Source organism: Paramaledivibacter caminithermalis DSM 15212, assembly GCF_900142245.1.
Classification (GTDB): domain Bacteria; phylum Bacillota; class Clostridia; order Peptostreptococcales; family Caminicellaceae; genus Paramaledivibacter; species Paramaledivibacter caminithermalis.
The window spans coordinates 1-12,148 of sequence record NZ_FRAG01000034.1; the positions used below are offsets into that span (position 1 = coordinate 1).

The window sequence follows — 12,148 nt, forward strand, 5'->3', positions numbered from 1 at the left end:
AAAGAGTAAATATCTCTTAATTCAAAAAAATTTGCATGACTTGAATAAACCTTTTTAAACCCTACTCTTTTAAATGCCAATTTACTTCTCGTTATGTGATAAAACTGGGTAATCACCATAACTGAATCAAAACCCTTCTTGCTCATAATCTCTTTGGAATTTTTAGCTGTCATCATTGTATTGTTACCCTTACTATCCACTATAATATTTTCTTCATTAATTCCCCTATTCATCAAATATTTTTTCATTATTATAGCTTCATCAAAGCCTTCTTTACCTAGTCCTCCACTTACTATTATATATTCAAAATATTTTTTTTCATGTAATTCTACTGCTTTATCTAACCTGCTCTTTAATCTTTTCGATGGTTCACCGTTCTCTTCTACTTTATTTCCTAACACAACAGCAGCATCCACATATTCAAGCTCATCATTTAATCCATCAATTACTGTAATTGTAATATGTATTGCAAACCATAAAATCAATAATATACCAATGTAAAATATTATTTTTTTCAACTTCAATTTCCTTTCCTTATATATATAGGATTTACATAGTAAAACTTAATTTATACATATACAAATACGCAGTGCTTCTAGGCGTTTTGGACCTGTATAAATTAAAGTCTTTACTCAAATTCCTATAGCTTAAATAAATTGATGTACATGTAACCAGATTATTTAATCTGCAATTTCTGCTGCTAAAATGGTATATCTTGAACTTAAAATCTAATACTCATATTCTTCTCCTCATTTTCCATTTTATAGCCACAAAACTGCCACTATTATTGCTATTATTCCTACAATCAGTATAATTATTGAATCCCAAGAATAATACGTATCTTTAATATTCTTTAAGCTTTTCCTCATTGCATCTTTTATATCATAATATAATCTATCATTTCTGACTTCTTTCAAATCTACTTCTATAGTATTTGAACTTGAACTACGTATTTTAATTTTTCTATTCCTATTCTTCTGAAAAGTAAATTCTCCATTAACCTCATCATATTCTATATTATTTTTGATAAAATAAGTTTGCATTTCTTTTATAAAAACGTCATAATTTACATTATTTACAACATATTTTCCTTTAGTAAATTTTAGTACTAAAATTAAAAGGACAATAATAGTAAATCCATATATAATAGTTATCTTCAAACTAAATGGGTATCTAATAATATCAATAATCATAATAATAATAAAATTTATAAATGGGAAGCTACTTAACATGATTCGAGAAATCATAATTTTTTTCCCACATACTAAAAATATTCCTAATATGACTGTAACTATACCCACTATTAAAAAATAATATTGTATAAGATTATCAATAGATAAGTTCATATGATATTCATCCTTGTTTTTTATATTAATATAGGTTGTTGAATAACTATTTTTACCAAAAGCAAAATGCTGTATTTTAGCTATCAAAAGTATTTTTTATAAAAATGATTCTAATTTTGTAGTGTAGAGAATTAGCCGAATTATCAATTTCCAAATTTAGTTATTCAGCAAGTTATTAATATTATATCATCAAATTATAATATAGAAATGCCATTTTACATGTTTTTTATAAAACTTAGTAAACAAGCCATTTTGGGGATTGGTTTTAAAAGTATTGAGATGTAGTAATAAAGCCAATTTTAAAAATCACTTGTAAACTGATGATATGGTAACAACAGTTAGTTAAATTAGCGTCTACTAACAAAAGATTGTCACCCAATTTTTCGTATTTGCAACGTTGCTAAACTGAACTCCTAAAGCTGTATTTCCTAGTCGGTACTTACACCCAGTGAAATAATGTGATGCCGATTGGCTATATATGTCAAACGAAACGTACCCTTGTCATGCCCTTGTCATAATAATTTCCACTTCAAAAAATCTCTCTTGAAAATCTACCAATGCTCTAATTTGAGCTTTATTATACATATTTAAGTCTCTGCAAACTACTAGCTTGTCTTCAACATCATTCTTTCTATATATAATTGCAATAACATATCCTTCATAGGATTTTAATGGTTCAAATTCACCAATAACATAAGCATCTATTTCTTCTCCGTCACCTGAAACTGTATTAGAAAGATAGCCATAGTTTATTGGATATACAAACCCATAATTTGGATGCTTTGAACCTAATGGTCTATCTATAAAAACTTTAACTTTTTTACCTAAATATTCTTTCATTTTCTCTTTCAATACTTTTCTATATAAAAATGGCTGTATCTCTGGATAAGTTAATTTTTCTGGAAGCATATCAAATAATTTTACTTTTTCAATTTCCATATCAGGTAATTCTCCTAAAGCCTCTATTTCAGCATAAAATAACCTTCCATAGGATACTTCATCATCTCTCATAACAGAATAATCACATATAGGTTTTATTCTAAAAGTCTTTGCTCCAGTTTCTTCAGATAATTCTCTTTTAGCAGTATTATTAATATCTTCACCAATTTCTCTATGTCCACCTGGTATTTCCCAAGTATCTCTCTGCTTATGCTTTACAAATATCCATTTCTCCTGAAATGAAGCACTTATAACTGCAAATTTTAAATCCTTTTCTTTTATTTTTCCAATTTCTAAAAGCTCTACTTTCATAACCGCCTCCTAAAAATCCTTTTTAATTCATACTATCATCATTATTAATATAACTCAACTCATATAATTAGCCTTTTTATTACAAAACACTTACCCTTTAAATAATTCTTTTATACAAAAAACATGTGCTTTTAGATGTTTTTAGCCTAAAATCACATGTTTTTTATTCTTTTTTAAATTGAAATTTATTTTTTCAAATTTATACATGTACAAATACGCAATGTTTCTGGGCTTTTTGGACATGTATAAAGTAAAGTTTTTACTTAAATTCCTATAAATTCAATCTAACAATTAAAAAACATCGTTGGCAAATAACCATCATGAATAGACGAAAAATCATTATCTCTCTTAACTTTTACCTTTTCAAATTTTATACTTTGTGAGTTCCTAAATGGACAGTAAGGATCTCTTTCGTTAAAATCGCCATACCATAAATATCTTCTATCATATACACCACCCTTGCATGTATTTACATATTGACATTGTTCACATTCTTTAGGTATAGGTGCTAATATTACATCGTTAAATAAATTATCATTTTCTATTACTTTTAATGCATCTAGCATTTTTATATTAGCTCTTTTGAATTCTTCTGAAATAAGATATGTTGATGGCGTAATACTGCCATCTCCAAGTATTCTAAGACTATTACTTCCTGATGGATCTTCTTCATAATTATCTTCTGTTAGTATTGAACTAAAAAGAGGATCACAAATTGCAACTATTCTGTAATTATTATTTATGTAATATAATGTATCAATAATTTGTTCAAAGGATGGTATAAATCTTTTTGAAGCATCATTTATTCCATTTGTTGGTCTATAAATATTCATCCTTAATTTTGCATTATATTTCTTACCTATCTCAAATAGTCCTTTAATATTTTCTTTTTCTAGTGTTTCTGGTGACCCTAGGAAAACTATTGTCGTTTCTATATCTTTATCCTTTAAATATTCAAGTGTATTAATTGCCCACCTATATGCATGTTTTTGACCTCGAAATTCATTATGCTTCATTGGAGCACTAAAATCTAAAGATACATCTACTTCATTTATTGATTTTTTAATAATTTCATCATATTCACTATCTTCCATAATTCTTTCACTTAAATATCCGTTTGTTGTTAAAGCTTGCGCAATATTAGGATATTGCTCCCTAATATGTTTAACCAATTTAAACCACTCATCAGACATTGTATTCTCGCCTGTTCCATAATTTATAGCATCAATATATTTATAATTGTTATCGATAAAGCTTACCCAATCTTGATAGCTTAAGGATTGTGTATTTTTTCTTGAATTTTCACTATAACAAAACTTACACTTCATATTGCATGAAACTATAGGCCCCCAACCGATTTGCCACTTTTTCATTATATTGCATCCCCCTTATCGTTTTTTATAAATCCTCTTAATCAATTATGTATTTTTATCTCTATTCATCCAATTTTCATAATCAAATACATTTACTATTATAATTTTTCTATTACTTTACTATAGTTTTAATAACTTATATCAATATTCTATTCCCCTTAAGATTGGTCTCGATACTTTACAATTATAATTTAATGGCATCTTACTTAATCTAGTTATTTTCTTGGGTATCATATAAGAAGATAAATTAGCTTTTAAATACTCTAGAATTTCCTTTTCATTTAATTCTGCTTCTGATACATAAAAAAGCTCTATATAGTACTCACCTATATCATCCTTTTTCACAACACCTATTGCATCCTCTATTCCAGAGTAAGTTAAAAGAGTATTTTCAATATAATCTACACGAATTTTATTACCTTTTAATTCAAATCCCGTTTCAGGAATCTGAATTCTTCCCAAATATTCTAATTCACTCCCAATAACATATCTTCCTAAATCCCCAGTTTTATACATGCTTCCATCTTTAGCAAATGGATCAGCAAAAAAACTTTCTGCTGTTTTTTCTACCATATTCATATAACCCTTAGCCACGCCTTCCCCTGATATATATATTTCTCCCTCTTTCCCAGCAGCTACCTGCTTCATATTGCTATCTAAAAGATATACCCTTGTATTAGATATTGGAGTTCCAATAAGTACAGATGGAAATTTTTCCTTAGGATTAAATTTTTTTACGATTGAACCTACTGTTGTTTCTGTTGGCCCATATTCATTAAATATTTCAACCTTACAGCCAAAGCTTTCCCATGCTTTACGTGCATTCTCAGTTTTAAGTCTCTCACCTCCTACTATTATTTTTCTTATATTTGAAGTCCTATTATCAAAATTTTTTATAAGAGAAAGCTGAGAAGGTGTAAGCTTCAAAAAATTTATTTCTGAAGCTTTTACTACTTCTTCAATATTACTGTCTGGAAAACAGTATATCGTCCCTCCTGTTACCAACGGCATATATATACTTGTAATAGTCAAATCAAAAGATATTGAAGTAAAAAAAGGAACAGCAACTAAGTCTATATTATAACAGTAATATTTTGCTGCCCAATTAATATAATTCCATAGTCCCCGATTTTTAATCATTACAAGCTTAGGTCGTCCCGTAGAACCAGAGGTAGGCATTACATAAGCCAAATCATCAGGCAATGCTTTTGTAGATAATTCTTGAATATTTTCATTGTAAATTCCTGCTAAACCATCAACCTCTATCAAAACTCCTTTAAAGCAAAATGGTACTTTATCTCTGTATTGTTTTTTAGTAATCAATATAGAAATACATGAATCTTTAATTATATTTTTTATGCTTTGCTCATTGCAGCCTGGGTCAATGGGAACATACGCAGCACCAATTTTATGCACTGCTAATATTGACTCAATTATTTCTGGGCAATGGTCCATCATTATTCCAATTAGGGTCTGTTGAACAGCTCCTTCATTTCTAAGTATTTTAGCAATTTGAAGACTTCTAAATTTTAGTTCTCCATAAGTTACTACATTTTGTGAGGTTTTTACTGCTGCCTTATTAGGGTTTTTTATTGACTGCATTTCTATTAATTGATATATGTTTTTTGAATTTTTACCCACTTGTAAATCCTCCTTTTAGTTCAGGACCATCATACAGACATGCAGTTTTTATAAGCTTTACAAAAACTTCAAATCCTCGCTTCAAAACATCAATTTCTATTCGTTCATTAAAATTGTGATATCTCATAGAAATATCATTAGTAAATAAAAATGGGGTAAAGCCATAAGCATTGATTCCTTCTTTTCTAAAATGTTGAAGGTCACTGGAAAATGGCATACATACTGGTACCATGGGAATTTTTAAAGTTCTTTTTATTATATTTTCAAATTTCTTGTATTCAGTCGTTATGAGAACTTTATTATTGAGCTTACAGGTAGTATGTCTATTATCTACTTCAATTTCATATCCCTCTATCTGGAAATATTCTTTCAATTGATTTACAAATAAAGCTTCATCTTGTAGAAAGTTAAGACGACAATCTAATCGTAATTCTAAAGTATTTGGTATTATATTCCCTTTTATTCCAGAATTTATTTTAGTTGGTGTCAAGATATTTTTAAATCCGTTACCAATATAGGGGAAATCATCCCATTTATTTGAAATTCCCAAGTCTTCATCAATAATTTTTATAGATTTTTGACTTAGATTATATTTTTCAATCATATCAAGTATAGTTGAAGTAATATATATTATATTTTTTGACGCATCTCCTTGAAGAGCAGCATGTCCACTATTCTTGGAAATAAATCTTAGAGTTATTGGATAGCTTTTCTTTTCTGCAATTGCCACAGCAGCCACAAGAGTTTTTCCTAAAAAGTATAAACAGCCTCCTTCAGATATTATCCATTGTACATTTTTTAGAATATCTCTTTTGTTTTCAATTAACAGTCGAGTTGCATTTACACCACCTCTTTCCTCATCGGCTGTAGCTATAAACATTAGATTAAAGGGTAGTGATTCTCCAAGCTTTTTTAAAGCTATCATAGTAAGAATCTGTATAGCCATAAAGCCTTTCATATCTAAAGCTCCCCGCCCCCACACACAACCTTCTTTAATAACACCTGCGTATGGTGGATACTTCCATTGTTTTAGATCAAGGGCAGGAACAACATCCATATGACTATGCATTGCAATTATTGGCTTATCTGTATTTTTCTCCAACAAAGCTATGCAATTTACCATCTTCTTTGTATCAGTTTCTTGTAGTTCAACATTTATACCGTATTCTTTCATATAATCTCTAATAAAAATTGAAATCTCATTGGTGTGAGAAGGTGGACTTTCGGTTGGAAATCGTATTAAATTAACAAGAAGCGGTACTACTTTCTTCTGTAATTCTTTTATTACCAACTCCAATTTATCCATTATTTTTCTCCTCTTTAATCATGTATAAATCTCTGTGAAAATTATCTAGCTCATATTGCATAAGCTTTTGAAATACTAATACAAGCTTTTTTCCTGCTTCACCTTCCTGTTCAGTGTAACTTTTGTAGGCATAGTGGTCACATCTATCAGTTATTATTTTTATTGCGATGGCTTTGACCCCCGAATAGTAACAACTTTGATAAAATGCAGCAGTCTCTTGATCTACTACCATAGGTAGATTTTCTTTTTTCAATCTATCGGCTGTAATTCTATCATTCAAAAAATTATCCCCTGTACCCATCAAAAACATATAAGGCTTCATATCTTCCAAAGCTTTTTTTGATTTTTTAATAAGGTCAAAGGAAGCTGGATATCTTGCAAGTCTTCTATATTCTGGGCTATAAATATCTTTAATCGATTTGTTAGAGCTATATATGTCATATTGAAAGCTTTCCGTACATATTACAGGACTCAAAAGCTTCGTATCTTCCACTAGGCTTCCACAGAAACCAAGACAATAGATTTCATCTGGAGCATATCTATCTATAATTACTTGTGTTCCAATTCCAAAGCTTACCTTTGCTATGCCTAGAACTGCCATGCCTATTTCAAACTTTAAATTCATTTTCTTTAAATAGACTGTCAATCCACATACATTTTCTTTACGAGCTCCAGATAATTTTTTTAATATTTCCCTTGCTTCAGCTGTCGATGCAGTTACAAAAAATATTCTTTTCATTTTTTCATGGATACCACACATTCAACTACATTTTCCAATCCCTTAAGCATTTTATCTTCATTTTCAGTTAGGGATAATCTAATATAGTTATGATATTTTTTACCAAATATACTACCAGGTAGCACTATTGTCTTATATTTAGTAAGAAGCTTTTGACAATATGTAACAAAATCTAATTTTTCTGGCAATCTAGCGAATATATAATATGTTCCTTTAATTTGCAAAATTTTCATCCCACAATCAGATATTTCAATTATTTCAGAAGCTTTCTGAATCCATTTTTTGTAGTTCCTTACTCTTTCCTCAAAATATGTATTTGAAGAGGTTAATAAATTGAGTCCTACATACTGAGTTATTTTGTCTATATTCCCTACAGTTAAATGATTCACTGTATTTACAGCCTCCAATGTCTCTAAGTTCCCTAATACATAACCTAAACGTAACCCAGGAACTCCATAGTACTTTGAAAAAGTGCGAAAATAAAGTATATTTGGATGCTTAATATATGGAGTTTTTTCAATAACTTTGTCATCGTATATAATATTGTGATAAGCCTCATCTATTAAAACATATATATTATTCCTACATGCATAGTTAATTATTTGCCTTATATTTTCTGGTGAATACATCATCCCAGTAGGATTATGGGGGTTATTTATAATTACAGCTTTAATATCGCCTTGTATTGCATTATCTACTGCTTCAATATCTAACTCTAGGTACTCTTTATTCAAATCCATATCTATAGTAATCATTTGTCCACTGTTTATCTTAATAAGATTCTCATAAGTCGGCCATGCAGGAAGTGGTACAAGAACTTTATCTCCTGGATTAAGTATAGCTTTCAAAGCAGAATAGATAGCTCCTAAAGAACCACAGCATACAAGTACTTCTTCTGGAGAATATGTAATACCTCGCTCATCTTTAAACATTTTAGAAATTGTTTCTCTAAGAGAATAGAGTCCCTTTGCTGGAGAATAGTCCATATATATATTATTGAACATTATATCCAAAGGTACACCTATAAGCTCCTTTAACCTTAGCCTTGGAAGTCCAATATCAAATCGGTAATATTTATCTATATTTTTAATTTTGCCAACAAATTTGCTTATACTGGTTTTTGAAAGTTCCTTTAGCTGCTTATTAACAATAATCGAATCCATTATATTACCTCATTTCCTTTACTACCTCTATTATTTTTTGATAGCTACCTATACACTGCAGATTTTGCTTTAAATTATAAAATTTAACTTTGTTTATCAATCTTTGTTTAATACTTTTCAGCTGCTGTCTATCACATCTAGCAATACCAAATATATCAGTAAACACATCATCATTTTCAAGCTTAAGATTTTCTTCTAATATTTTCTGTTTTTCCTCTACCCTAGTTATTTCAAAGATTTTCGCATAATCTAAGCCATTATCAAATTCCACCTTGATTATAGCTTTAAGCATAGATGCTTTTGAGAAATTGCTGCTAGGAAATTTTTCTAATAATTCCCTTATAACAAGCAACAACTTTTTTTCATTACTAAAACTATTATCTACTTCTCTTTTATGCCTAACCAGCTTATACTGAGGTATGATGAGGTTTGAATAATCATTAAGCCATTGATTAAATCGTGGAAATCTAGAAAGAGTCCCTATTCCAATACCAACAAACATCGGAAAGCATGAAACCATGAAATTTTCACCTGTTGAAGCTACTATGACTTGGTCATTTGCTATAAGATTAAATCCCTTATCTAACATTTCCATAAGGCTGGAAGTCTTACCTGAACCTTTTTTCCCACATAGCAATACTGCTTTATCATATAGTTCAATCCCACTTGAATGTATAAATATTTTTCCTCGGCATAAAAGCTCTGTTCTCAAAAGCTCTCTTATCATCCATCCAATATAAAAATTAACCCACTCATTCTCCTGATAGCATTGGATTAGAAGTTTTTTAGTAGTTATACTATAATTTGCCAGCATCATTAAATCTGGAAAATATACTATACGTTGTTGTCCATTTGGATATTTAGAGATAAGTGCATGGAATCCTAAATACTTTACCCTTGTCAGTTGCTGAATATTTTTTATATGGATATCAATATCTTTATCATTCATTTTTATAATTGTTATTTCATACTGTGGTTTAATTGTATCTTCAGCAATAGTATATATTCCATATAAAAAATCTTCTGTGATGCTATGGATTTTATTTCTATCAAAACCCTCTCCGATATTCACTCCAAAGGTTATCCCTTCTATTTCGTATATTCTTTCAAGGTTATACATACTATGCACCACTTTACTTTAATGCTTTGCTAAACATATCTAAATCATAGCGTTGTTTAAAGCCAATGTTGTTATAAAATGCTTTAGCATTTATATTATCCTTAAAAACAAATAAATGTACTTTGTTCATTCCTGCATTTCTCAATGCTTCCTCTGCTTTGTCCATAAGCATTTTACCTATGTTTTTACGCCTATAGCTTTCTAGTACTCCTAAATGATGTATATATCCTCTACGACCATCATAACCTGCTAATACTGCTCCTACTACTTTTCCATCAATTTCAGCAAAAAAAGATGCTCCTGGGTTTCTACTCAAAAAGAGTTCTATTTGCTCTTTACTGTAAGACGAATCAGTTGAATCTGGAAATATTTCTTCCCAAAGCTTGTATACATTATCATAATCCTTAATTTCAAAAACATTTATCCTTATCTCTTTACACATTTTAATAACCTCCTAAATAATTTATCTCATTGTGTCTGTAGTTACCGCACCTTTATCAGCAGTCTTTACTACAGCTTCATATTTTTTTAAATAACCCTTTAACTTCCTATTCTTCCTTTTAAACAACAAATTTTTCTTTCTATTTTCTAACTCTTTTGTATCTACCAATAATTCTAAGCTTTTGTCTTTTATTGATATTCTTATCATATCTCCATCCTTTATAAGAGCAATTTCTCCTCCTACAGCTGCTTCTGGAGATATGTAGCCTGCCACAATTCCTATAGTCGCTCCTGAAAATCTACTATCAGTTATTACTGCAATTTTTTTAGCGTTTATTGATCTTACAGCCTCCGATATACGGTGTCCTTCGCTCATTCCTGGACCGCCCTTTGGTCCTTCATTTCTAATTACTATTACAGTATTCTCTTTTATTAGTCCTTTCTTAGCTGCAGAATAAAATTCATTTTCAGATTCAAATACAGCTGCTTCACCTTTAAATTCTTCTATTCCATCCATTATCACTGATTTTGCTATCGCACCGTTTCGAGCTATATTTCCCTTTAGCACCACTATACTTTGAGATCTTCTAAGGGGGTTTTTAACTGAATATATTATCTTCCTATCAAGAGGCTCATGATCTTTAATAATCTCTCTCATAGTCTTTCCTTCTACATTTATACAATCTAAATTCAGAAATTCACTGATTTCATGTAAAACAGCTTGAGTTCCACCACTTTTGTAAAGCTCAATAAGGTTATATTTACCATTAGGTTTTATATCCACTATAAATGGGATTTTACTACTTAACTCATCGAAATCATCAAAAGAAAGATTAACTCCTGCTTCATTAGCTATTGCCAGTAAATGTAATATAGTGTTCATAGATCCTCCGATAGCCATATCTAAAGCCATTGCATTTCTAAAAGCTTCTCTAGTCATTATCTGTCGAGGCTTCAGCCCTTTTTTTACTGCTTTCATTATTTCTATTCCAACACGTTTAGCTTCTGCTAACTTTTGATTTGCCACCAAAGGAACTAAGAAGCTTCCTGGAAGACTCATTCCTAACGCTTCTCCTAGTACTCCCATTGAATTAGCAGTTGCCATAGATGTACAAAGCCCACATGTAGACAGTGCATCTGCATAATACTCTATGAGTTGATTTCTATTTATATGTCCCTTTAAGTAGCTTTGCTTTATAAAATCTTCTTCATGTATCCTGCTTTCATAAAAAGCCTTCTTTAAAAACTCCTTATCATTGATATCTAGCTTTTCTACTGGACGTCTATTTAAATTTTCATCTAAACCGCCTTTTTGCCCGATAGGAACTATAGGACCAGCACCTAATACTACTGTTGGTATATTTAGCCGTGCAGCTGCCATAAGCATCCCAGGAGTTGTTTTATCACATCCAGCTACACATACTAAACCACTGAACATAGGATGCCCTGCAACCATAGTTTCAATAGAATCAGCAATTATTTCTCTTGAAGGAAGTACATATTTCATCCCATTAAGTCCTTGGGATATACCATCACACATTGCTATTACGTTAAATTCTAGACCAATTCCTCCTGCTTGTGCTATTCCTAGTTTTATATATTCCACTATTTGTCTAAGATTTCGATGGGGTAAAGCTATTTCATTATAGCTGTTAGCTATAGCAATTATTGGCTTATCCAAGTCTTCAGACATAAACCCTAAAGTTCTTAGTCTTCCTTCTATTACTGCCCTAGAAAGATCACTAATATCTCTACAATTTTTCATCCC

General features: G+C 30.3%; 11 protein-coding genes. All 11 read right to left on the reverse strand.

What is annotated here, in order from left to right; all coding sequences use genetic code 11:
- On the reverse strand, nucleotides 1-518 hold a 518-nt coding region (locus BUB36_RS12380; RefSeq protein WP_073150665.1), incomplete at its 3' end, for a YdcF family protein.
- A 243-nt stretch (nucleotides 519-761) separates the two neighbouring features.
- Nucleotides 762-1,346: a hypothetical protein gene (locus tag BUB36_RS12385; RefSeq protein WP_073150668.1), complete on the reverse strand. Its 585-nt coding sequence runs from the start codon at nucleotides 1,344-1,346 to the stop codon at nucleotides 762-764.
- A 501-nt stretch (nucleotides 1,347-1,847) separates the two neighbouring features.
- Nucleotides 1,848-2,597: an NUDIX domain-containing protein gene (locus BUB36_RS20530; protein ID WP_084112021.1), complete on the reverse strand. Its 750-nt coding sequence runs from the start codon at nucleotides 2,595-2,597 to the stop codon at nucleotides 1,848-1,850.
- Nucleotides 2,598-2,881: 284 nt separating this feature from the next.
- The gene (locus tag BUB36_RS12400) at nucleotides 2,882-3,970 is read right to left on the reverse strand and encodes a radical SAM/SPASM domain-containing protein (RefSeq protein WP_073150671.1); all 1,089 of its coding nucleotides are present in this window, start codon (nucleotides 3,968-3,970) and stop codon (nucleotides 2,882-2,884) included.
- Between the two features lie 141 nt (nucleotides 3,971-4,111).
- Nucleotides 4,112-5,611, reverse strand: coding sequence for an AMP-binding protein (locus BUB36_RS12405; protein ID WP_073150674.1), 1,500 nt, complete (start codon nucleotides 5,609-5,611; stop codon nucleotides 4,112-4,114).
- Entirely contained in the window at nucleotides 5,604-6,917 is a 1,314-nt protein-coding gene (locus tag BUB36_RS12410; RefSeq protein WP_073150677.1) for a M20 family metallopeptidase, read from the reverse strand. Before BUB36_RS12410 ends, BUB36_RS12405 begins: the two co-directional genes overlap by 8 nt.
- A complete protein-coding gene (locus BUB36_RS12415; protein ID WP_165613084.1) occupies nucleotides 6,910-7,656 on the reverse strand; it encodes a 5'-methylthioadenosine/S-adenosylhomocysteine nucleosidase in 747 nt (248 codons plus the stop codon). Before BUB36_RS12415 ends, BUB36_RS12410 begins: the two co-directional genes overlap by 8 nt.
- A complete protein-coding gene (locus tag BUB36_RS12420; protein ID WP_073150683.1) occupies nucleotides 7,653-8,819 on the reverse strand; it encodes a pyridoxal phosphate-dependent aminotransferase in 1,167 nt (388 codons plus the stop codon). Before BUB36_RS12420 ends, BUB36_RS12415 begins: the two co-directional genes overlap by 4 nt.
- Nucleotides 8,820-8,823: 4 nt before the next feature.
- Nucleotides 8,824-9,939, reverse strand: coding sequence for a phosphoenolpyruvate carboxykinase (ATP) (locus BUB36_RS12425; RefSeq protein ID WP_073150686.1), 1,116 nt, complete (start codon nucleotides 9,937-9,939; stop codon nucleotides 8,824-8,826).
- Between the two features lie 13 nt (nucleotides 9,940-9,952).
- Nucleotides 9,953-10,381, reverse strand: a complete 429-nt coding sequence (locus BUB36_RS12430; protein WP_073150690.1) for a GNAT family N-acetyltransferase — start codon at nucleotides 10,379-10,381, stop codon at nucleotides 9,953-9,955.
- Between the two features lie 21 nt (nucleotides 10,382-10,402).
- The gene (gene ilvD / locus BUB36_RS12435; RefSeq protein ID WP_073150693.1) at nucleotides 10,403-12,145 is read right to left on the reverse strand and encodes a dihydroxy-acid dehydratase; all 1,743 of its coding nucleotides are present in this window, start codon (nucleotides 12,143-12,145) and stop codon (nucleotides 10,403-10,405) included.
- Nucleotides 12,146-12,148: the final 3 nt, after the last annotated feature.

Bases quoted from the DNA above. Each gene is read 5' to 3' on its own strand.
- BUB36_RS12385 (WP_073150668.1), bottom strand. From the start codon at position 1,346: ATGAACTTATCTATTGATAATCTTATACAATATTATTTTTTAATAGTG.
- BUB36_RS20530 (WP_084112021.1), bottom strand. From the start codon at position 2,597: ATGAAAGTAGAGCTTTTAGAAATTGGAAAAATAAAAGAAAAGGATTTA.
- BUB36_RS12400 (WP_073150671.1), bottom strand. From the start codon at position 3,970: ATGAAAAAGTGGCAAATCGGTTGGGGGCCTATAGTTTCATGCAATATG.
- BUB36_RS12410 (WP_073150677.1), bottom strand. From the start codon at position 6,917: ATGGATAAATTGGAGTTGGTAATAAAAGAATTACAGAAGAAAGTAGTA.
- BUB36_RS12415 (WP_165613084.1), bottom strand. From the start codon at position 7,656: ATGAAAAGAATATTTTTTGTAACTGCATCGACAGCTGAAGCAAGGGAA.
- BUB36_RS12420 (WP_073150683.1), bottom strand. From the start codon at position 8,819: ATGGATTCGATTATTGTTAATAAGCAGCTAAAGGAACTTTCAAAAACC.
- BUB36_RS12425 (WP_073150686.1), bottom strand. From the start codon at position 9,939: ATGTATAACCTTGAAAGAATATACGAAATAGAAGGGATAACCTTTGGA.
- BUB36_RS12430 (WP_073150690.1), bottom strand. From the start codon at position 10,381: ATGTGTAAAGAGATAAGGATAAATGTTTTTGAAATTAAGGATTATGAT.
- ilvD (WP_073150693.1), bottom strand. From the start codon at position 12,145: ATGAAAAATTGTAGAGATATTAGTGATCTTTCTAGGGCAGTAATAGAA.